This is a genomic window from Alkalihalobacillus bogoriensis ATCC BAA-922, from assembly GCF_000621445.1.
Taxonomy (GTDB): domain Bacteria; phylum Bacillota; class Bacilli; order Bacillales; family Bacillaceae_F; genus Bacillus_AO; species Bacillus_AO bogoriense.
Window position 1 is genome coordinate 194,782 of record NZ_KK211277.1, and the last position, 19,161, is coordinate 213,942.

Here is a 19,161-nt window from a genome sequence, read left to right on the forward strand (position 1 = left end):
GTAAAAAAACAAAAAGCTCCCTTCCTCGGGGAGCTTTTTGCTTTTTATTTATGAGTAATACATTTCTCAAGAAGGTTTTGTTCTTTAAGTACGGAAATTAACGTTTCTCCCATAACCGATGGTGTTGGTGCAACTTTCACACCGCAACTTTCAAGCGTTTTAATCTTTTCTGCTGCTGTACCTTTACCACCTGAAATAATAGCTCCAGCATGACCCATACGTTTCCCTGGAGGTGCTGTTTGACCACCAATGAATCCTACTACAGGTTTTTTCATGTTTGCTTTAATCCATTCTGCTGCTTCTTCTTCCGCAGTTCCCCCAATTTCACCGATCATAATGACCGCATATGTATCAGGGTCTTCGTTAAAGAGTTGTAGCACATCGATAAAATTTGTTCCGTTTACAGGGTCTCCACCAATTCCAACAGCAGTAGATTGGCCAATTCCTTCTGTAGAAAGCTGATGAACAGCTTCATATGTTAATGTTCCTGAACGAGAAACAACACCGACATGACCTTTTTTATGAATGTAACCAGGCATAATTCCAATTTTACATTCTTCTGGCGTGATTACACCCGGGCAGTTTGGTCCTACAAGACGAGTCTTTTTCCCTTCCATATAACGTTTAACATTTGTCATATCAAGAACTGGGATTCCTTCAGTAATACAAATCACTAAATCAAGTTCAGCATCAGTTGCTTCCATAATCGCATCTGCTGCAAATGCTGGTGGAACATAAATAACGGAAGCTGTCGCACCTGTAGCTTCTACAGCTTGTTGAACTGTATCAAAAACAGGAATTCCTTCAATTTCCGTTCCTCCTTTACCAGGAGTGACACCACCAACGATTTGTGTTCCATATTCAACTGCTTGTTTTGTATGGAATAAACCTGTTGCACCTGTTATCCCTTGTACAATTACTTTTGTATCTTTATTAATCAGGATACTCATTCTCCACGTCCCGCCTTTCTATTTCACTAGTGAAACTATTTTTTGTGCACCGTCAGCCATTGAATCAGCTGAAGTGATGTTTAATCCAGATTCATTAAGAATCTTTTTACCTAAGTCAACATTTGTTCCTTCTAAGCGAACAACAAGTGGAATTTCTAAACCAACTTGTTTTGTTGCTTCAATAACACCTTCAGCAATAACATCACACTTCATAATTCCACCGAAAATATTAACAAAAATTCCTTTAACGTTTTCATCGGATAAAATAATCTTAAAGGCTTCTGTTACTTTCTCAGCTGTAGCACCGCCCCCAACATCAAGGAAGTTAGCCGGATCACCATTGTAATGTTTAATGATATCCATAGTTGCCATTGCAAGACCTGCACCATTAACCATACATCCGATGTTTCCATCAAGTGAAATGTAACTTAAGTCATATTTAGATGCTTCAATTTCTTTTACATCTTCTTCGTCAAGGTCACGGTATTCAAGAATATCTTTTTGACGGTACAATGCATTCGAATCAAAGTTTAACTTTGCATCGAGTGCCATAACTTTACCATCGCCAGTTGTAACTAGTGGATTAATTTCAGCAATCGAACAATCTTTTTCTACGAACACTCTGTATAAACCGAGCATAAACTTTACTGCTTGGCCAACAAGTTCTTTAGGAATGTTAATATTAAAGGCTAAACGACGAGCTTGAAATCCTTGTAATCCAACAGCTGGGTCAATTACTTCTTTAAAGATCTTTTCAGGTGTCGCCTCAGCAACTTCTTCAATTTCAGTTCCACCCTCTTCAGAACCCATTAACACAACTCTTGAAGTGGCACGGTCAAGAACGAGCCCAATGTAGTACTCTTTTTTGATATCGCATCCTTCTTCAATCAGTAAGCGCTTTACTTCTTTTCCTTCTGGTCCTGTTTGATGAGTTACTAAAGTTTTACCTAGTATCTCTTCAGCATATGTACGAACCTCATCTAAGTTCTTTGCTACTTTAACTCCGCCAGCTTTTCCACGTCCACCAGCATGAATTTGAGCTTTTACAACACTCACTTGAGTGCCTAGTTCTTTTGCTGCTTCAACCGCTTCTTCTACTGAAAAAGCAACTTTACCATTTGGTACGGCAACCCCGTATTGTCTTAGGAGCTGCTTGCCTTGATACTCGTGGATATTCATTCTCTCCATCCTCCTATCAATTGCATGCAAATAATGTTTGCATGATGAATGCATGCCATTCATTAAAAAATAGTATGTTTTGGCAAACTCCTCTACTATTGTAACAATTTTTTGAACGTTTTGGGAGAGGAAAATGAAAAATATTTACGATGGGGACACAAAAGCTTATTTTCGTTCGCTTTTGTGTCCTAATCCTTTTCATTATGCTCTCTATTTTTCTTTTTTTCTTTTCACATTTTCAAGATCAGGAGCTGTGCCAGTAAACGAATCATTTCCATAAGAAACATTTATACTCGGATGCTGAAACATCGACCTTGGTGGAGTCATTTTCTCTTCAACAACTTCACAATCCTCCGACTCAACACGTAGACCAGAGTGGGCTAATGGTTTATTTTCTTCTTCCACCCAATGATCACCTGACATAATAGCAGGATCGATCGTTTCGTCCCAATCATCTAATGGTGTTTTTGGGTTCGGATCAAACTCTCTTTTTTCTTTCACTTCGCCTCATCTCCTTTTTCTTTCTTTTTTGTTTGTTCTTTCGTTCCTTTTTTGGTCAATAGTCTTTTGGCCATGTCCACTGTGGCTTCCGTTTCATGTATAGAACGGAATATCCCAAATTCATGAGCGATTTCTTCTTTATATTTTTCCAAAAATGCCTCTACTTCTGGAATGACAAGAAGATTCTTTTTCACAAGAACACTCCTTTCAAACTTACCATTATCGGTTAGTTTACCCAACTTTCTAATTTTGTTCGTGAGTATAAAAAAAAAGAATATACCAAAGGTTGGTTATTCCTTTTTGTACATTCTTTAGTATATGTTTTATGAATGTTGTTTATCAATTTGATATACAAATGCAAATACTTCTGCAACTACTTCATACAGTTCGACTGGAATCGTTTCGTTAATTTCTAACTTCGATAACAACTCTACTAAATTAGGGTCTTCTTGAATGGGTAAATGATGTTCCTTCGCTTTTGCAATGATTTCGTCTGCAACAAGTCCCTTCCCTTTTGCTACAACTTTTGGCGCTTGATCTTTCTTTTCATCGTATTGTAGGGCAATTGCTTGTTTTTTCAATGTTTCTTTTCTCATATCCGAACATCAACCCCTTCATAGGAAACTTTTGACCCATACGTGTTTTTAATCGGAGAAGCAGTAGTTTCTTTTACTGTAACCCAATTGACAGATGACAACTGATAGTCAATATTCGTTAACTTTGATTTTAATACAGCTTGTAGAGCAGCAAGTGCTTTTGGTTTAGGGTGTTCATTAAAAATTTGAATCGAAACGATTTTTTTTTGTATTTGAACATCAATGATCGTCTCATGTAGCTTTTCTAATTGTAAATAAAATAAAATTCTACAATGCTCTTTATCAATTTGGCCATCTTTCGTCTTTTTACCTTCCCACTGAATCGTAACGTCTGTTTGATGATTGCCTAATTGTAATGGAATTTGTAGTGCGAGTTGATGAAATGGCCCTGTTTGCTCGCTGGCAATTAATTGTTGGCCTGTAATTCGAGATAACATTGCCTCTGCCTGTTGTTTCAGTGTTTGATTTGTTTCAAGCTGGACAAGTTGAAGAAGCAAAGATTTCATACTTTCTCCTTGTAACGGTATCTTGCCACTTTGCGCTTCAAACATTTTTAGTAATTCATTTTCATGGGTAAAACCAACTGTTTTCATAATCGATGTTACCAATGATAAAAATCCATTACGAATATTTTCTCTAGCGTCACGGTCGAGCAAAGACGCAATTATATTTTTTTCTGTTTCTTGAATCGGCTCCGCGAGTAACTGGCTTAACTTTTGGTGTACACCGTCAACTGTTACTCCTTGCGTGACCAATGATAATAGCTGCTGTGCCTGTAGATGTGATTTCGCATCATTTGTGACTGACAATTGGCTCATAAACAACCGAAACATAGCTTGTGGCTCAGTCGAACGAAACTGTTCTAAACCATTTGCAAATCCTGGCCAAAGCTCATTCACAATCTTTTGATTGTTACCTTTTAAAATAGCATCTTTAAATTGATTATAAAAAAGAGCAGGCTCTTTTACTACATCGGTCTTTTGCAAAAGGTTCATTAAAATCAATCGGTTTTCTTCACGTTGTTCCACACTTAAAGATTGAAGAAGACGAGCAATCGGAGAAGTGTGGCTTGGCACAGCCACCGATTCAGTTAAGTGACGCAGCGCTTCCACAAGTTTTCCTTTTTCAGGACTATCGATCTTTATTTGATTTAGCCATTGTGTCATTTGCTGCAAAAGAGGTTCTTTTGTTTGAGTAGCAGAAAACGCCTCAAATAAAGAAAGTTTAAGTGGGATATTTCGTTCGATCATTTGTTGTATGAGCGCTAAGTTCCCTTTTGATAGTCCATGCTTTTCAATAATTTGACTTGCACCTTGGAGCATTTCCTTTGAAAATGGAACGTGCATATTTGAAAAATGGCGTACTAATTGTTCATTCGTTTTCGTGTTTGGAAGTCCTAATTGTTGAAGAATGGAAGCTTGTAGTCCAGTCGTTTGTTGGCTACTACTTGCTTCTCTTCCTTGCCATTGTCCTAACACTTTTAATTTTGGTATTCCTGTATCTGGCTGAACTTCAAACCAATAAGATAAACCCGCTGTTAAAGCTGCTTCAAGTCGAGCTGTAACGGTCATCGTCCCGATTCGAAGTGCGGCTACATTATTCGGGAATAATTTTTGAACTTGCCCTTGAAAAACTTGTCCAGGAGTAAGATTCACTTGTCGCACAGCCACTGTTGTACTTTTTGCTATTGATGATTGTTGTATGGATGACGGATACATCTTACTCCCCCTTTTGCTTTCTACATTTCGCTAATTGGACGAAATGATTTTCGGTGTTCTTCTATTATGCCGTAACGTTCAATCGCTTCTAAATGCTCTTTTGTTCCATAACCCATATGACTATCAAAACCATATTGAGGATAACGTTTGGCTACTTGTTCCATATATTTATCTCTTGTCACTTTTGCTATAATGGAGCTCGCTGCAATGCTAATGCTTTTTTGATCTCCTTTAATAATTGATGTTTGCTCAATCGGAATCGGCAATTTCATCGCATCAATGAGAAGATGTTGGGGTTGCTTTTTTAATAAGTGAACGGCTTGGCACATTGCCTTTTTTGTTGCTTCATAAATATTTAATGTATCAATTTCATCTGCATGAATCATACTAACACTGCACGCTATTGCCTCTTTTTCTATCATTTCAAAAAAATACTCTCTTTTTTGTTTCGATAGTTTTTTTGAATCAGTTAAACCAGGTAAATAAAACGATTCAGGTAAAATTACCGCTGCACAAACGACTGGTCCTGCTAATGGTCCTCGTCCGACTTCATCTATCCCAGCTATGTATGTGACTCCTTGTTCTCTTACTTTCATCTCATATTGCAACATTTCTTGAAACTGTTCAAATAATTGGTTCTCATGAGCTTTTCTTTTTTCATATCGATCAAGTAGTTTCTTGACTCCTTGTCGCGGGTCATGTTTCAGAGCGTTCATCCATTCTTCTGCATCCTCAGACATCAACAACTGCTCGATTTCTTTAATCGTCTTTTGTTCCAACTTGTTCCCCACCAATCTCTTTCTTATATCGGTTTGTACTCCACTTTCGTTAATAAACACTTTCATTTTACGCTTACAAAAAAGGTTAGCATCGGCCAATTGGACCAACTGCTAACCAAGTTTACAAAGTATTTGAAGACGTAATATTCGGTGTTTCTAATGAAATTCGCCCTAACGTACCAGAGCGTAATTCACGCAATATGATTTCAGCAGCCTTATCGTAATCAATATACCCACCGCCTAACAAACACCCTCGTTTTCTGCCAATCTCATCAAACACTTCAATTCCTTCATCTGGTAGTTCCGCTAACTTATAGCGGTCTTTTAAGACGGTTGGATATTCATCTTTTAAATATGTAATAACAAATAAAGCAATATCTTGGAAGTCTAACAATTCATCTTTAATTGCACCTGTAGCGGCTAGGCGATAACCAATTAGCTGGTCTTCAAACTTGGGCCATAAAATTCCGGGTGTATCCAAAAGTTCTAGTTCCGTCCCTACTTTAATCCATTGTTGTTGTTTTGTAATACCAGGACGGTCACCCGTTTTTGCAATTTTTTTAACAGCTAGTCGGTTAATAAGCGTACTTTTTCCAACGTTTGGGATTCCTAATATCATCGCACGAATAGCACGCGGCTTCATGCCTCTTGATTTCATCTTTTCTAACATTGGTGCTGCAAGGCTTTGACAAGCACTAGATATTCCTGAAACCCCTTTTCCTGTTTGACTATCAATTGCTAGCACTTTTGCCCCTTTATCTTCAAAATAAGCTTTCCATTTTGATGTGACATTAGGATCAGCTAAGTCTGCTTTATTTAAAAGTACTAATCTTGGTTTATGAGCTACGATTTCATCAATCATTGGATTTCTAGATGCAAGGGGAACTCTAGCATCAAGTAACTCAATGACAACATCAATTAGTTTTAACTTCTCAGTTACTTCCCTTCTTGCTTTCGCCATATGCCCAGGAAACCATTGAATTGTCATTGTTTTCACCTACCTCACTATACGTATATCTGAAAAAGGCCAAAAAACAATATTAGCTTTTCCAACAATTTCATCAATCGGAATTAGTCCAATATCTCGACTATCTAAACTACGCTGCCGGTTATCTCCCATTACAAATAAATATCCTTCTGGTACACTTACTTCGTTTGTAACTTCTTGAAGAGTAAAATCATACGTAAGTTTCCCGCCAGCTAGTTGATTTTTTAATTCATCTAAGTATGGTTCATCATACGGTTCATTGTTAATATATAAAATATCATCTTCATAAACAATCGTATCGCCTGGCAAACCAATGACCCGTTTAATATAATCCTTTTCTTCTGTTGCGTGAAAGACAACAATATCAAAACGGTCAGGTTCACTAATAGTGTAGCCGATTTTATTCACAATCATGCGGTCACTATGGTGAAGAGTCGGCATCATTGACTCACCTTCAACCACAATTGGAGCAAAAAAGAAAAATCGTATTAATACAGCTAGTAACAACGCAATAATAAGCGCCTTAATCCATTCAAGTGTTTCACTTTTTCCCCTGACCATTGAAAAACTCCTCCACTTTAACGTATACATATGTAAAAACGTACTAGGCATATATTATGTCAGTATGTATTTCTTCATTTATCCTTCTAGAGTAAGCTTTCATAGCTTCGCTGCTAGACCAAAATTTATATACTTTCTTATCGTTTAAAAAAAGGAGCTTGTGAAACAAGCCCCTTCTTTTTTCTTTATTATCGGATTTCTTTAATACGGGCAGCTTTACCACGTAGGTTACGTAAGTAGTAAAGTTTCGCACGACGTACTTTACCGCGACGCTTCACTTCAATCTTAGCGATTTTCGGTGAATGTAATGGGAATGTACGTTCAACACCTACTCCGTATGAGATTTTACGAGCTGTGAATGTTTCACTTACACCAGTACCACGGCGTTTAATAACAACACCTTCGTATACCTGAATACGCTCACGATTCCCCTCAACAACTTTTACGTGAATACGTAAAGTGTCTCCAGGACGAAATTCAGGAAGATCAGTGCGTAATTGCTCTTGAGTAATTTCACGGATAACGTTGTTCATATTATTCCACTCCTTCCATACAGATGCTCATTCCAGTTTTATGACTGCAGCGGAACATCTTGATCAGGCCTAAGCCACAAAAAAAATCATACCATATTATAGGTGCAAGAGCAAGCTATTACCGCTATCTTCTACTGTTTTTTTTGCTTTTTTAATAAATCTGGTCGTCTCATCTCTGTTCGCTTTCTCGATTGTTCTTGTCGCCATTGTTCAATGCGCTCGTGATGTCCAGATAACAGGACATCAGGTACTTTCATTCCTCGAAAGTCAGCCGGTCTAGTATATTGAGGATGTTCTAGCAAGCCTGTTGAAAAAGAGTCTGTAATCGCTGACTGTTGATTTCCTAAAACACCAGGTAACAGTCTCGTTACACTGTCAGCAATAACCATTGCCCCTATTTCTCCACCTGTTAGAATATAGTCGCCTATGGATATTTCATCCGTAACGAGATGTTGACGAATTCGTTCATCGTAGCCCTCATAATGACCACAAATAATAATTAAATGATCTTCTTTTGCCAGTTCTTCTGCCTTTTGTTGTGTATAAGTTTCTCCTTGTGGACACATCAAAATCACTCTCGGCTTAGCCTCATTCGCTAAATCATGAACAGCGTCAAACAATGGCTGTGGTGTCAACACCATGCCTGCTCCACCACCATAAGGATAATCATCCACTTTTTTATGCTTGTTTACCGAATAATCACGGAAATTAACAACACGGTATTGCACCACATTTTTTTCCTGGGCATGCTTTAGCATCGACGTTCCAAATACCCCTTGAAACATTTCTGGAAACAATGATAATATATCGATTTTCACAGTTATATTAGCCCCTCAAGTAAATGAATCGTAATTCTTTTTTCAGTCGGCTTTACTTCTTTCACAACACTATCAATGTAAGGAATTAAAATATCTTTTCCGGGCCCCTTTTGTTGGATTACCCAAACATCATTAGCCCCTGGGGATAAAATTTCTTTCACCTTGCCTAACTCTTGACCCTCTTCTGTAAAAACAGAACAACCAATGATTTCATGATAATAATATTCATCATCTTCTAACACACCGAGCTCTGTTTCAGAAATTTTTAATAGACCACCTTTAAATGGCTCAACTTGATTAATCGATGTATACTCGTCAAATTGTAACAAATGAAAATTTTTATGTTTCCGGTGAGTCTTTATTGTCACTTCAATAAGGTTGTCTGAATTCGGTGGTTCAACAAATAACGTCTTTCCTACGACAAAACGCTCGTCTTCAAAATCTGTTGTTGAGATTACACGTATCTCTCCTTGAATGCCATGTGTATTTACGATTTTTCCTACTCTAAACCAATTTGTCATCGTCGTTCCTTCCTTCTCGAATTTCATGTATAATTCCATCTTTTATAATAATTTCTGATTGGGTTAATATATTGTCCCACACATCACCAATTTTTACTTCACATAAGGATTGAATTGTCCCATCTTTTAGTTCTGATCCTAATTGTAGTTTATGTAGTTGATGACGTTTAAATTGTACCGAACGAATTTTTTCTTCACGTTGGCGAATTTCTTCTTTGTAGCTTTGTCTTACTTTCCTTGATCGTTCTTGATTTCCTTGAAGTGTTTTTTGATTTTTATGTAATTGAAACGTTAATTGTTCCAGTTCTTTTTCATACTGAGCTTCTTCTTCTTCAAGCTTTTGCAATAAATGTTCTTTTCGTTTCTCGGTTAAGATTTGCTTTACAACAACAGTTCTTATTAATTTCATCGTCCACCTCGATTAGATTTGGGCTTTCCTTATATTTTATATAAGGTTTATAAAAGCAACAAGGGGTAGTCCATAGTCTTTTTGATAGAATAGATAGAAAAAAGAGAAGGTTTCCCTTCCCTTTCTACTCTACGATATCCAAACGGACTCGTTTGTTTTCTTTTAACGCTGCTGCGTGTAGAACAGACCGTATTGCTTTAGCAACACGCCCTTGCTTTCCTATCACTTTGCCCATATCATCGGCATGGACAGATAGCTGAACAATCATGCCTTGCTCATCTTCAATCTCTTTTACGAAAACTTCTTGGGGGTGGTCAACGAGAGCTCTAGCTATATGTTCGATTAACTCTTTCATTGCATTCCCTACCCTTTATTCATTTTCATGAATTACTTTTCGTTTTTTGCGTTGTGATGCTTCTCCATTAACCCTTCTTTAGAGAAAAGGTTGCGAACTGTATCAGATGGTTTTGCACCTTTTTGTAACCACTCAAGCGCACGGTCTTCTTTAATTTCAACTTTTGCAGGTTGTGTGATTGGATTATATGTTCCAATTTCCTCAATAAATCGACCATCACGCGGTGCGCGAGAATCTGCTACTACTACACGATAAAATGGGGCTTTTTTAGAACCCATACGTTTCAAACGAATTTTAACTGCCATTCGTTAAACACCTCCGAATATTTATAAAAATTTATATATTTATCATTTTCTCTAGCATCTAACTAGGAAAAAATCATAACCAATTTACATGAAAGGAAATGGCATTTTTCCTTTCCCTTTACCTTTTTTCTTGCCTTTTGTCATCCCTGTCATCTGCTTCATCATTTTTTTCATGTCTTCAAATTGTTTAAGTAAGCGATTGACGTCTTGAATCGTCGTTCCGCTCCCTTTTGCAATTCTTCGTCTTCTACTTGCATTGATGAGGCTAGGGTCTTGCTTTTCAGCTTTTGTCATCGACCTTACGATCGCTTCAACTCGATTAATTTGTTTATCATCAACTTGAAGGTTTTTCATGTTTTTCATTTTATTCATACCAGGCATCATACCTAATATTTCATCTAATGGACCCATGCTTCTTACTTGTGCTAGTTGGTCAAGAAAGTCATCAAACGTTAAATCCATCGTTCGCATTTTCTTTTCAAGTTCTCGCGCTTTTTCTTCATCAACATTCGCTTGAGCTTTTTCGATAAGCGTTAGAACATCACCCATCCCTAAAATTCGAGATGCCATTCTTTCTGGATGAAATGGTTCAAGTTGGTCGACTTTTTCGCCCATACCTGCAAATTTAATCGGTGTGTTCGTCACTGCCTTAACTGAAAGTGCAGCTCCACCACGTGTGTCGCCATCTAACTTTGTTAACACTACTCCGGTAATATCAAGCTGTTCATTAAAGCTTTCCGCTACATTAACCGCATCTTGCCCTGTCATAGCATCAACAACAAGCAAAATTTCATCTGGTTTAGCAAGTTGCTTAACTTGTTGAAGCTCATCCATTAACTCCTCGTCAATATGGAGTCGACCTGCTGTATCGATAATAACATAATCGTGATGGTCGTCTTTTGCTTTTTTTATCGCTTCTTCGGCAATTTTTACAGGGCTTTCTTTGTCACCTAATGAAAACACCGGCATATTTAATTGCTTTCCAAGCGTTTCAAGCTGTTTAATGGCAGCTGGGCGATAAATATCTGCCGCAACTAACATCGGGTTTCGATTGTGCTTCTTACGTAAGTGATTGGCAAGCTTAGCCGTTGTCGTCGTTTTACCAGCACCTTGGAGACCCACCATCATAATAATGGTTGGTGCTTTTTGCGCAACCGCAATTTTGCTTTGTTCGCCTCCCATTAAGGCCGTTAATTCTTCATTTACAACTTTGATAACTTGTTGGCCAGGTGTTAAACTTTTTAATACTTCTTGTCCAATGGCCCGCTCTTTCACTTTCGCAATAAATTCTTTTACCACTTTAAAGTTAACGTCTGCTTCAAGTAGTGCAAGACGGACTTCACGCATCATTTCTTTTACATCCGCTTCAGAGACTTTCCCTTTGCCGCGAATTTTTTGCATCGTATTTTGTAGTCGTTCAGCTAATCCTTCAAATGCCAATCCGTTCGCCTCCTATTCCAGTTTTTCAAGAGACTCAACTAACCGCATCATCTCTTCAGGAGCCGCTTCATGTAAGATCGCTGCTTTTAAAAGTGAAAGTAACTGTGCCCGTTCTTCAAACTTTTTAAGAAGTGCCAGTTTCTCTTCATACTCTTCAAGCATTGCTTCAGTCCGCTTGATATTGTCATAAACGGCTTGCCGACTAACTTCAAATTCTTCAGCAATTTCACCTAACGAATAATCGTCCAAATAATATAAAGACATATACTGACGTTGCTTCGATGTTAGAAGAGCTTGATAAAAATCGAACAAATAGTTCATCCTCAACGTTTTATCTAACATAGAAACACCCCTTGTTAAGTGAATTCCCTTTACAAATAAATATCTTACATGAAACGAAATTTAGTGTCAAGTTTTTTTCTTGATATTCTGTTATTCTGCCCTTTCTTCGTCGACCTCAGCTTCAAGTACATCTTTAAATAAACCATAAACAAACTGTTCTGCGTCAAACTTTTGCAAGTCATCCATTTGTTCACCAAGGCCTACAAATTTCACTGGGATGTTAAGTTCATGGCGGATCGCAAGGACAATTCCTCCTTTGGCGGTTCCGTCTAATTTTGTTAAGACAATACCAGAAACATCTGTAGCTTCACCAAATGTTTTTGCCTGCGTCATTGCATTTTGACCTGTCGTTGCATCTAACACTAACAAAACTTCATGTGGAGCACCAGGCACTTCTCGTTCAATTACTCGTTTCACTTTCTCAAGCTCTTTCATCAAGTTCACCTTATTTTGCAGGCGTCCTGCTGTATCACAAAGCAATACATCTACATTTCTAGACTTTGCGGCTTGCACAGCATCAAACATCACAGCAGCTGGGTCACTTCCCTCTTGCTGTTTAATCACATCAACGCCGACACGTTCTCCCCATACTTCAAGTTGTTCAATTGCTCCTGCTCTGAACGTATCTCCAGCAGCTAAAAGCACAGATTTTCCTTCTTCTTTAAACATGTGAGCCAGCTTTCCAATCGATGTCGTTTTCCCTACTCCATTTACTCCAACTACAAGAATGACTGTCATCCCTTCTACTGCTTCCCGTATAGAAATATCATCTTCATCTTTTTCTAATAATGCGGCTAGCTTCTCTGAAATGACCGGCTGTATCTCTTTTGTATCTTTTATATTTCGTAATTTCACTTCTTCCTTTAATTCATCAATTAATTCCATAACCGTTGAAACACCAACGTCAGAACTAATAAGCAATTCTTCTAGCTCTTCAAAGAAGTCTTCATCAACACTTCGATATCTAGCGACCAGTTCATTCATTTTTCCTAAAAACGAATCTCTTGTTTTTTCTAGACCAGTTTTAAATTTATCGGTTACTGTATCGGTTTGCAAACTAATCTTTTCTTTTAATTTTTTAAAAAAGCTCATGTTCATTCCCTCCTAAAATTAACTTTCCACTAATTCTTTCGTGTCCTCAAGACGAACCGATACTAATCTTGAAACCCCTGATTCTTGCATTGTTACGCCATATAGAACATCCGCTTCTTCCATTGTTCCTTTGCGGTGTGTGATAACGATAAACTGTGTATCACCACTAAACACTTTTAGATAACGGGCAAATCGACTAACATTGGCTTCATCAAGTGCTGCCTCTACTTCATCTAACACACAAAATGGAACAGGTCGTACTTTTAAAATGGCAAAAAGTAAGGCAATGGCAGTAAGTGCTCGTTCTCCCCCTGAAAGCAAAGCAAGATGCTGAAGTTTTTTCCCTGGTGGTCTTGCAACGATATCAACTCCCGTTAACAATAGATTGTCTGGGTCCGTTAAAATCAAGTCTGCTCCTCCACCTCCAAATAATTCTTGAAAGACCACTTGAAAATGCGAACGAATTTGGGTAAATGATTCGCTAAATCGCTTTGTCATTTCCTCATCCATTTCTCTAATGACATTGTATAACGTTTCTTTTGCTTCAACCAAATCTTGTTGCTGTTCTTGTAAAAACTGATAGCGTTCATTTACTCGTTCAAATTCTTCAATGGCCCCAATATTGACCGTCCCTAATTCTTCAATCGCCAACTTAATTAACTTTACTTTCGTTCTTGCATCTTCAACATCGATCATGAGTGGATAATGTTCTTTCGCATAATCATAACTCATTTCATATTCTTCACGAAGCATTGTCAGGCGATTGTCCAGCTCGACATCAAGTCGATTCACTCGCACTTCTTTACGATGTAAATCATCAACGAGGAGCTTTAAACGATTTTTATCTTGTTTTCCTGCTTTCTCTAATGTTGTAATGTTGGCTTCTAGCTTTGTTCTTGCCTCTTTACTTTCTCTTATTTTAACAATCATTTCTTCTTTTTGTTGACGATTTCTCTCGATTTTCTCATCTATCGTTTCTTCGCCACTCGTATTTTTAGAAAACTCATTTTCCAACAGCCAATACTGTTCTTCAATTTCACTAGCCTGCTGAGCAATTTGGCTATATTCTTCTTGAAGTCTTGCAACCGTTTCTTTTTGGTTCACAAACCTCTCTTCTTCTTTGGCAAGTTGGATTTTCAAATCCGTTATTTCGGTTTGTAATGTTTCTTTCGACGATTGCTGTTGTTTTTTCTTTTGTTCGATTTCAGCCACTTCTTGTTCTAACACTTTCGCAGAAGTCGATAAGCTTGAAAGCTCTCGTCGTAATCCTTCCATTTTTGATTGCATTTGCTTTTTTTCATTCTCATAATTATGTTGTTCACGGTCAAAGAGCGTTAGACGTTCATTAACACTTTTTTCTTCTAATTCAATTTCACGCAGTTCAGCTTTTACAACTTGCTCTACTTCACGCGCTTGCTCTCCTTGCTCTCTAAGCTGCTCTAATTGCCGCTCATTGTTCGATACCATGTCTTTTATTTTTTTGACATTCGCTTCAGCTTGAGCTGTTTTCTCTTCCATCATCACTAGTTTTTCTTGTAGTCCTTCAAGTTCACGCTGTCTCCCTAGCAATGGCGTCGTATTTTTTTTCACAGACCCTCCTGTCATTGAACCGCCTGGGTTAATGACATCACCATCAAGTGTCACAATACGCATTTTATACCCTGTAATGTTGGCAATTTCATTCGCCCCTTGAAGGTCTTTTGCTACAAGGACATGTCCAAGTAAATTCGAGAGAACTTGTTCATATCGTTGCTCAAATTGAACTAAATCTGAAGCAATCCCTACAAAGGAAGAATGCCCTTTTATACTTGATAGTTGCTGACTAGGCACAAACCTTGCTTTAATGACTGGCAATGGTAAAAAAGTCGAACGTCCGAGACGGTTTTTCTTTAAAAACCCAATTGCTTGTCTTGCAGCCGCTTCAGATTCTACGACAATATGTTGGGTTGCTCCTCCAAGTGCAATTTCAATTGCTGTTTCATATTCTTTCGGTACTGTAACAAGCTCTGCTACAGCTCCAACAATACCTTGAAGTTGATTTCCCCTCGCCTTAAGTACTTCTTTTACACCTTGGAAAAATCCAGAAAAATCCGATTGCATTTCTTCTAGTACTTCTTTTCGTGACCGAACTTGTTGAATATGTTGGTACGCTTCAAACAATTGCGTTTGTTTTTTTTGATAATCATTTTTTTGTTGTTCTAGTTTCACTTGTAGAGCTCGAAACTGGGATACTTTTTCGTTTAAGGACTGCTGTTTTTCTTCTAATTGTTTTGCTAATTCTTGTTTTTTTAGAACAATGGATTCCCTAGTTTGGATAAGGTGTTCATTGCTTTCAACTAAACGAGTACTTTTTCCATCTGTTTGTTTCAGTTGTTCTTCTATATAACGGATTTCATTTCGTAATGAAGCTTGTTCATTTAGCACTTCTATGTAATCCGATTTTAACTGTTCTAGTTTTTGTTCGAGGTCTTCTGCCGCTAACAACATCGCGTCCTGTTTTCCGTTAACGGTACCCTGAAGTTCGTGAACCGCTTCTTTTACCTGTTGTAATTTTTCTTGCTCTACTGATAGAAGTTGCTCATATTTATCACGTTTTGATTTTGCTTCTTCTAATTGTTTAAGGAGCTGTTCTTTATTTAATGAAAAATTCTTTTTACGCTCTTTTAATACTTCTTTTTGACCTTCACTTTTTTCTAGCTCTTCACTTGTTGTTAATAACAGCTCTTGCCAGTAACTCATCGCATCATCTAATTGCTTCATTTCAGCTCGTAATGATTCAACGGTTTCTTCAGATTCCGTCACCTTTGCTGACATTTGTTTATGTTGTTCTTCCAATTGTTCGATCGCTAAATTAGCTTCTGTCCATTCTTGATGAAGTTCTGTAATTTCATGGACAATTAAAGCGACATCGACCGTTTGTAATTCTTCTTTTTTAGCTAAATAATCTTTTGCAATTGACGCTTGTATTTGCAAAGGCTCAATTTGGCCTTCTAACTCGTGAATAATGTCTTCCACACGATATAAATTCTCTTGTGTTTCTGCGAGCTTGCGTTCCGCTTTTACTTTTCTAGTCTTATATTTAAGAACACCGGCTGCTTCTTCAAAAATGACACGACGGTCTTCTCCTTTACTGCTCAATATTTCTTCTACTTTTCCTTGCCCAATAATCGAATACGCCTCTTTTCCTAATCCAGAATCTAGAAAAAGGTCAACAATATCTTTTAAACGACAAGATTGCTTATTAATAAAATATTCACTATCACCAGAACGGTATACTCTCCTTGTTACACTCACTTCCGTGTAATCAATCGGAATGTATTGATCTTCATTATCTAAGACAAGTGAGATTTCCGCAAAGTTTAATGGTTTTCTCGTGTCACTTCCTGCAAAAATGATATCTTCCATTTTTGAACCACGTAAAGATTTTGCTGATTGTTCTCCGAGAACCCATCTTACTCCATCAGATATATTACTTTTTCCACTTCCATTTGGTCCTACAACCGCTGTAACTCCTTTATCAAACTCGATCGACATTTTGTCTGCGAACGATTTAAATCCCATGACCTCTAATCTTTTGAGGAACATTGTTTTTCCTCCCCATCTTGTAATCCTAACTAACCTATTTTATCATAGATACTAGTAAAGAAAAACGTGTGTTCACGCATGTTGAATAATTTTTACATAACGAGTAGAAAGGATGTGTCATCGATGGATTTAACGGTACAAAGCGAAGAAAATTTGCATTATATGATTGAAGAAATAAAACGTAAGCTTCAAGTTGTTAACGTTGGTGCGATTCGCGCTGAAGGATTTGACTTACAACATTATGAGGATATTTTTGATATTTACGAAATGTTAAATCGCCAAAGTCGAGTCAGTGTTCGAGAAATTGAAGCGATTATTGCGGAGTTAAGTAAGTTTCGAAAAGAGGAAAACTAAGCAGTAGCCAATCTTCATTTGGACAAACCAAGTCCCACGGTAGAAAAGGTTTTCTAGAATAAGCTTTCAAAGCTTCACTTCTACACTAAAACTTTTTATGCTTTCTTATCTTTTGAAAAAAACGCCCACTTTAACAGCGGGCGTTTTTCCATGGATTAAACATAACAATCATTATGTTTCACCCTGTTCAATCTATTCCAATTCTTTACTGAGCTTAACTAAAGCTTGTTGTGCTGCATGTTGCTCTGCTTCTTTTTTTGAGCGTCCGACCCCGACACCAAGAACTTGCTCATTTAAAACAACTTCTGAAACAAACTCACGGCTATGAGCTGGTCCACGTTCTTGGACAATCTCATAATGAATTTGACCAATGTTATCTCTTTGAACAAATTCTTGTAGTTGACTTTTGAAATCCATCATATGAGAAAAAGCACCACTATTTATTTTAGGGTAAATCGTTTGGTTTAAAAAACGATAAACCGCGTCCATATCATGGTCTAAATATAATGCACCAACAAACGACTCAAATACATCAGCAAGCAAAGCTGGACGTTGTCTTCCACCAGTCATCTCTTCCCCTTTTCCTAGCAAAACAAGTTGTCCAAATGCTAGTTCGTTGGCTAAGTTCGCTAGAGACGCTTCACAAACAATCGCTGCTCGTAACTTTGTCATGTCTCCTTCGCTCATCGTATCAAAATTTTTATATAAATATTGCGATACAGCAAGTTCTAGTACTGCATCCCCTAAAAATTCTAATCTCTCATTGTCCTTGCAAGGATTAATACGATGCTCATTCACATAGGATGAATGGGTGAAAGCTTGGATTAACAACTTATTATCGTGAAAAGTTAAACCTAGCAATTGTTCTAATTGCTCAAACTTTTCTTTTTGACTAGCTGTTAATGTAACTTTACGGGGTCTTTGCTTTCTATCATATTGACTTGATACATTCCGTTTTCGGTAATTTCTAGAAGAGTGTGGCATGTGAACCGAACCTTTCACCTCATAATTTTAATGTAAAGCAAGTCCCATTCATAAGTATGGGACTTGACGATGAACTACTGCTGACCTTCTATGTAGCTTACTACATCTTGAACAGTAGAAATTTTCTCTGCATCTTCATCAGAAATTTCAAGGTCAAACTCATCCTCTAGTTCCATAACAAGCTCAACAACATCTAATGAGTCTGCTCCTAAATCATCTTTAAATGAAGCTTCAGGTTTCACCTCTGCTTCTTCCACACCAAGACGATCAACAATAATTTTTGTAATGCGTGCTAACGTATCTGCCATGTTTACGTTCACCTCCTCTCAAAGTAAACATGTTTTTACCCCTGTCTACATAGTTAATGACATTATAGGTGATTTCAAAGGAAAATTCTACCCTTAAGGCATAAACATCCCGCCATCAACATGAAGGGTCTGGCCTGTCATATATTCTGCTTCATCTGACGCTAAAAATCGGATCGCATGTGCGACATGTTCAGGTTTCCCAAGTGAAGAAAGTGGAATTTGCTGTAATAACCCTTCCTTTACATCCTCTGGAAGCTTATCCGTCATATCGGTTTCAATAAAACCAGGGGCTACGGCATTAACTGTAATATTCCGATTTGCGAGTTCCCGAGCTAATGATTTCGTTAACCCAATGACTCCCGCTTTTGCTGCCACGTAATTTGCTTGTCCCGCATTACCTAACACCCCAACAACTGAAGCGACATTAATTATTCGACCATAGCGCTGTTTCATCATTTGACGCATAACCGCTTTTGCACATAAAAATACACCTTTTAAATTCGTATCGATAACCGCATCCCAGTCTTCTTCTTTCATTCGCATGACTAACGTATCTCTCGTAATTCCTGCATTGTTTACAAGAATATCGACTGTACCAAAAGTAGATACCACTTCTTTTACCATTGTTTGCACTTCATCACTATTTGAAACATCCGCTTGAATGGCAATGGCTTCAACGCCAAGTTCTTTTATTTGGGCAACGACTTGTTCTGCTTTTTCTTTACTTCCAGCATAATTGACACAAACATTCGCTCCTTGTTTCGCTAAATCGAGTGCGACTGCCTTCCCAATACCTCTTGAAGCTCCTGTAACGAGAGCTGTTTTTCCTTTTAATATCATATT

Annotated in this window: 23 protein-coding genes; 1 reads left to right on the forward strand and 22 read right to left on the reverse strand. The window is 37.7% G+C overall.

All coding sequences use genetic code 11. The features are described from left to right. Positions 1-44 precede the first annotated feature (44 nt). The 19 genes from sucD to smc all read right to left on the reverse strand — a co-directional run bounded on the left by sucD (position 45) and on the right by smc (position 16,672). Complete coding sequence (gene sucD, locus T323_RS0116740; RefSeq protein ID WP_026674296.1) at positions 45-950, reverse strand: succinate--CoA ligase subunit alpha; 906 nt, start codon at positions 948-950, stop codon at positions 45-47. An 18-nt stretch (positions 951-968) separates the two neighbouring features. Further along, entirely contained in the window at positions 969-2,129 is a 1,161-nt protein-coding gene (gene sucC / locus T323_RS0116745) for an ADP-forming succinate--CoA ligase subunit beta (RefSeq protein ID WP_026674297.1), read from the reverse strand. 210 nt (positions 2,130-2,339) lie between these two features. Then, positions 2,340-2,630 carry a DUF3905 domain-containing protein gene (locus T323_RS27000; RefSeq protein WP_051556581.1) on the reverse strand — a complete coding sequence of 97 codons (291 nt, stop codon included), beginning with the start codon at positions 2,628-2,630 and terminating at the stop codon, positions 2,340-2,342. After that, the gene (locus T323_RS0116755; protein WP_026674298.1) at positions 2,627-2,824 is read right to left on the reverse strand and encodes an alpha/beta-type small acid-soluble spore protein; all 198 of its coding nucleotides are present in this window, start codon (positions 2,822-2,824) and stop codon (positions 2,627-2,629) included. Before T323_RS0116755 ends, T323_RS27000 begins: the two co-directional genes overlap by 4 nt. A gap of 129 nt (positions 2,825-2,953) precedes the next feature. Further along, positions 2,954-3,226, reverse strand: coding sequence for an EscU/YscU/HrcU family type III secretion system export apparatus switch protein (locus T323_RS0116760; RefSeq protein ID WP_026674299.1), 273 nt, complete (start codon positions 3,224-3,226; stop codon positions 2,954-2,956). Next, on the reverse strand, positions 3,223-4,944 hold the full coding sequence (locus T323_RS0116765) for a hypothetical protein (RefSeq protein WP_026674300.1): 1,722 nt from the start codon (positions 4,942-4,944) through the stop codon (positions 3,223-3,225). The genes T323_RS0116760 and T323_RS0116765 overlap by 4 nt, the downstream gene beginning before the upstream one ends. Positions 4,945-4,964: 20 nt before the next feature. Continuing rightward, positions 4,965-5,723: a ribonuclease HII gene (gene rnhB, locus T323_RS0116770; RefSeq protein WP_026674301.1), complete on the reverse strand. Its 759-nt coding sequence runs from the start codon at positions 5,721-5,723 to the stop codon at positions 4,965-4,967. Positions 5,724-5,844: 121 nt separating this feature from the next. Further along, entirely contained in the window at positions 5,845-6,711 is an 867-nt protein-coding gene (gene ylqF / locus T323_RS0116775; protein ID WP_026674302.1) for a ribosome biogenesis GTPase YlqF, read from the reverse strand. 9 nt (positions 6,712-6,720) lie between these two features. Continuing rightward, on the reverse strand, positions 6,721-7,272 hold the full coding sequence (gene lepB, locus T323_RS0116780) for a signal peptidase I (protein ID WP_026674303.1): 552 nt from the start codon (positions 7,270-7,272) through the stop codon (positions 6,721-6,723). Between the two features lie 188 nt (positions 7,273-7,460). Next, positions 7,461-7,805 (reverse strand): 50S ribosomal protein L19, encoded by a 345-nt coding sequence (gene rplS, locus T323_RS0116785; RefSeq protein WP_026674304.1) that lies wholly within the window; start codon positions 7,803-7,805, stop codon positions 7,461-7,463. 131 nt (positions 7,806-7,936) lie between these two features. Then, positions 7,937-8,623 carry a tRNA (guanosine(37)-N1)-methyltransferase TrmD gene (gene trmD / locus T323_RS0116790; RefSeq protein ID WP_026674305.1) on the reverse strand — a complete coding sequence of 229 codons (687 nt, stop codon included), beginning with the start codon at positions 8,621-8,623 and terminating at the stop codon, positions 7,937-7,939. A 2-nt stretch (positions 8,624-8,625) separates the two neighbouring features. Beyond that, entirely contained in the window at positions 8,626-9,144 is a 519-nt protein-coding gene (rimM, locus tag T323_RS0116795) for a ribosome maturation factor RimM (RefSeq protein ID WP_026674306.1), read from the reverse strand. Further along, on the reverse strand, positions 9,128-9,553 hold the full coding sequence (locus T323_RS0116800) for a YlqD family protein (RefSeq protein ID WP_026674307.1): 426 nt from the start codon (positions 9,551-9,553) through the stop codon (positions 9,128-9,130). Before T323_RS0116800 ends, rimM begins: the two co-directional genes overlap by 17 nt. 124 nt (positions 9,554-9,677) lie before the next feature. Then, positions 9,678-9,908 (reverse strand): KH domain-containing protein, encoded by a 231-nt coding sequence (locus T323_RS0116805; protein WP_026674308.1) that lies wholly within the window; start codon positions 9,906-9,908, stop codon positions 9,678-9,680. A 32-nt stretch (positions 9,909-9,940) separates the two neighbouring features. Next, positions 9,941-10,213, reverse strand: coding sequence for a 30S ribosomal protein S16 (gene rpsP, locus T323_RS0116810; RefSeq protein WP_026674309.1), 273 nt, complete (start codon positions 10,211-10,213; stop codon positions 9,941-9,943). Positions 10,214-10,297: 84 nt separating this feature from the next. Then, the gene (gene ffh, locus T323_RS0116815) at positions 10,298-11,653 is read right to left on the reverse strand and encodes a signal recognition particle protein (RefSeq protein WP_026674310.1); all 1,356 of its coding nucleotides are present in this window, start codon (positions 11,651-11,653) and stop codon (positions 10,298-10,300) included. A 12-nt stretch (positions 11,654-11,665) separates the two neighbouring features. Further along, complete coding sequence (locus T323_RS0116820) at positions 11,666-11,995, reverse strand: putative DNA-binding protein (protein WP_026674311.1); 330 nt, start codon at positions 11,993-11,995, stop codon at positions 11,666-11,668. Positions 11,996-12,085: 90 nt separating this feature from the next. After that, on the reverse strand, positions 12,086-13,087 hold the full coding sequence (ftsY, locus tag T323_RS0116825) for a signal recognition particle-docking protein FtsY (protein ID WP_026674312.1): 1,002 nt from the start codon (positions 13,085-13,087) through the stop codon (positions 12,086-12,088). A gap of 18 nt (positions 13,088-13,105) precedes the next feature. After that, positions 13,106-16,672, reverse strand: a complete 3,567-nt coding sequence (gene smc / locus T323_RS0116830; protein WP_026674313.1) for a chromosome segregation protein SMC — start codon at positions 16,670-16,672, stop codon at positions 13,106-13,108. A gap of 123 nt (positions 16,673-16,795) precedes the next feature. Between smc and T323_RS0116835 the strand changes: the two genes are divergently transcribed. After that, a complete protein-coding gene (locus tag T323_RS0116835) occupies positions 16,796-17,026 on the forward strand; it encodes a DUF1128 domain-containing protein (RefSeq protein WP_026674314.1) in 231 nt (76 codons plus the stop codon). Positions 17,027-17,218: 192 nt separating this feature from the next. Here the strand turns inward: T323_RS0116835 and rnc are convergent, their stop codons facing one another. The 3 genes from rnc to fabG all read right to left on the reverse strand — a co-directional run bounded on the left by rnc (position 17,219) and on the right by fabG (position 19,155). Further along, the gene (gene rnc, locus T323_RS0116840) at positions 17,219-18,010 is read right to left on the reverse strand and encodes a ribonuclease III (protein WP_026674315.1); all 792 of its coding nucleotides are present in this window, start codon (positions 18,008-18,010) and stop codon (positions 17,219-17,221) included. A 74-nt stretch (positions 18,011-18,084) separates the two neighbouring features. Beyond that, on the reverse strand, positions 18,085-18,318 hold the full coding sequence (gene acpP / locus T323_RS0116845) for an acyl carrier protein (RefSeq protein ID WP_026674316.1): 234 nt from the start codon (positions 18,316-18,318) through the stop codon (positions 18,085-18,087). Between the two features lie 93 nt (positions 18,319-18,411). Beyond that, on the reverse strand, positions 18,412-19,155 hold the full coding sequence (fabG, locus tag T323_RS0116850) for a 3-oxoacyl-[acyl-carrier-protein] reductase (protein ID WP_026674317.1): 744 nt from the start codon (positions 19,153-19,155) through the stop codon (positions 18,412-18,414). Between the last annotated feature and the right edge of the window lie 6 nt (positions 19,156-19,161).

Bases quoted from the DNA above. Each gene is read 5' to 3' on its own strand.
- sucD (WP_026674296.1), bottom strand. From the start codon at position 950: ATGAGTATCCTGATTAATAAAGATACAAAAGTAATTGTACAAGGGATA.
- sucC (WP_026674297.1), bottom strand. From the start codon at position 2,129: ATGAATATCCACGAGTATCAAGGCAAGCAGCTCCTAAGACAATACGGG.
- T323_RS0116760 (WP_026674299.1), bottom strand. From the start codon at position 3,226: ATGAGAAAAGAAACATTGAAAAAACAAGCAATTGCCCTACAATACGAT.
- T323_RS0116765 (WP_026674300.1), bottom strand. From the start codon at position 4,944: ATGTATCCGTCATCCATACAACAATCATCAATAGCAAAAAGTACAACA.
- ylqF (WP_026674302.1), bottom strand. From the start codon at position 6,711: ATGACAATTCAATGGTTTCCTGGGCATATGGCGAAAGCAAGAAGGGAA.
- lepB (WP_026674303.1), bottom strand. From the start codon at position 7,272: ATGGTCAGGGGAAAAAGTGAAACACTTGAATGGATTAAGGCGCTTATT.
- rplS (WP_026674304.1), bottom strand. From the start codon at position 7,805: ATGAACAACGTTATCCGTGAAATTACTCAAGAGCAATTACGCACTGAT.
- rimM (WP_026674306.1), bottom strand. From the start codon at position 9,144: ATGACAAATTGGTTTAGAGTAGGAAAAATCGTAAATACACATGGCATT.
- T323_RS0116800 (WP_026674307.1), bottom strand. From the start codon at position 9,553: ATGAAATTAATAAGAACTGTTGTTGTAAAGCAAATCTTAACCGAGAAA.
- T323_RS0116805 (WP_026674308.1), bottom strand. From the start codon at position 9,908: ATGAAAGAGTTAATCGAACATATAGCTAGAGCTCTCGTTGACCACCCC.
- rpsP (WP_026674309.1), bottom strand. From the start codon at position 10,213: ATGGCAGTTAAAATTCGTTTGAAACGTATGGGTTCTAAAAAAGCCCCA.
- T323_RS0116820 (WP_026674311.1), bottom strand. From the start codon at position 11,995: ATGTTAGATAAAACGTTGAGGATGAACTATTTGTTCGATTTTTATCAA.
- ftsY (WP_026674312.1), bottom strand. From the start codon at position 13,087: ATGAGCTTTTTTAAAAAATTAAAAGAAAAGATTAGTTTGCAAACCGAT.
- smc (WP_026674313.1), bottom strand. From the start codon at position 16,672: ATGTTCCTCAAAAGATTAGAGGTCATGGGATTTAAATCGTTCGCAGAC.
- T323_RS0116835 (WP_026674314.1), top strand. From the start codon at position 16,796: ATGGATTTAACGGTACAAAGCGAAGAAAATTTGCATTATATGATTGAA.
- rnc (WP_026674315.1), bottom strand. From the start codon at position 18,010: ATGCCACACTCTTCTAGAAATTACCGAAAACGGAATGTATCAAGTCAA.
- acpP (WP_026674316.1), bottom strand. From the start codon at position 18,318: ATGGCAGATACGTTAGCACGCATTACAAAAATTATTGTTGATCGTCTT.